General features: G+C 67.7%; 1 protein-coding gene. It reads right to left on the reverse strand.

The window, feature by feature from the left end:
- On the reverse strand, positions 1 to 1,486 hold a 1,486-nt coding region (locus VHU88_20930), incomplete at its 3' end, for a hypothetical protein (protein HEX3614162.1).
- Positions 1,487 to 1,600 lie beyond the last annotated feature (114 nt).

The raw sequence follows: 1,600 nt of genomic DNA on the forward strand, positions 1-1,600 counted from the left end.
AGCCGCCGAAGTTGCTGGTCGTGCCCGGGATGGCGGGCCCGCCTTCCTGCCAGCTGCACCCTCGCACCGGCAGCAGCCCGTGATCAGTGGTCGAGTAGATCGGGTAGAACTGCGAGCCCGGCGGCGGGTTGACGCAGCCCGCGCCGGTCGCGCCGTTGCAGATCCCGCCGAAGTCCGGGCGCTCGATGCGCGGCATGTCCGCCTCGAACCCGATCTGCGAGTACCGCTGGAACCCGTTGAACACCGGTGAGGTGAACGCGATCGGCTGCGGGTCAAACTTGGCATCGTGCCGCGGCGGCCCGGTGCCCGGCCAGTCGTTCAGGTACGACGGCCCGTCGAAATCGCCGTCGGCCCCGATGCACCCGGAGATCGGGACCAGCAGGCTCTGCGCCGCGGTGAAGCAGCCCACGTCGTCGGAATCGACCGAGCCGTCCCCTCCCCCGGCCGAGGTGCAGTTGCCGGTCGACGGGTCGACCGCGCTGCAGTACTCGAAGTGGCCGATCTCGTCGGAGAACGCGATGTTGTAAGAATGCGCCGCCCACGGCACCCGGGTCTGCGTGCTCGAGGTCGAGTACATCGGGTGGAAGCTGTACGGCGCGACGTTGCAGGTAGACGACGTCGGCTGGTACAGCACCTGGCCGAAGGTGTTGCCCGCGCTGGCCGTCATCGACCCGGTCCGGTGCGAGGTCAGGTCGGCGAGCCGCACCTGGAACCCGGCCGCGGTGTCGCGCATGGACAGCGCGATGTTGTCGCCCGAGTTCATGAACAGGTCCTTGGCGGGATCCGGCGTGTAGGTGGCCGCGGTCGCGTCCACCGGGTTCGCCGGCGCCTGGGCCCGGCCATTTTTCGTGATGAACGCAAAATTCACCGGTTCGACGCCGACCGAATTGAGGCATGCCGTGTTGTTGTCCACGCCCGCCGGATTGGAGCTGTAGCTGTCAATGGTCAGCGCCGCGCACCACTGCCTGGCGTCGCAGCTGACTCCGGCCGACCAGGGAGCCCACCCCGGCGGATAGAACTGCATCTCCATGAACGCGGTGCCCGGGTGATTGCCGATGTACCTGGGCGAGGCCGGGTTGGCGCTGTTGAAGATGTTGCTGTCCGAGTCCGGCGTGCAGTTCTGGGTGGCCTCGGGGGACGACTGGGTGTCGCACATGGCCATGCCGAACCAGAACGCGATGTGCAGCTGGAAGTTGTCGGTCCCGGCCGTCCCCGCCTGGTTGGGTGGCACCGGCGGGTCCTTCGGCAGCCGGACCAGGTAGAGGTTGTTGTTTCCTGAGCCGGGCTTGTTGCTGTAGAACAGCGTCGACGGCTCGTCGTGGCCGACGTAGTTCCCTTCCCCGCCGACCGCCTCGGGGTCGAACACGTCGACGCACTCCGCGCTGTGCGTCGCGCTGGCGCAGTTGAGTGCCGTGCCCGGCGTGGCCGCGGAGGCCGCCTGCGAGGCCGGGGCTAACGCCGAGGTGAGGCCCGCCACGAGAAGCACAGCGGGTCCTAAGGTCACCCAGCGCCACTGCTTGAGAGGCATGGAGTCCTCCATTCGATAGCCGCAAACCTGGACCATTGCTGCCGACCATTCTGATACCGGCATCTTCAGGTG

It is taken from the genome of Sporichthyaceae bacterium (assembly GCA_036269075.1).
Taxonomy (GTDB): Bacteria; Actinomycetota; Actinomycetes; order Sporichthyales; family Sporichthyaceae; genus DASQPJ01.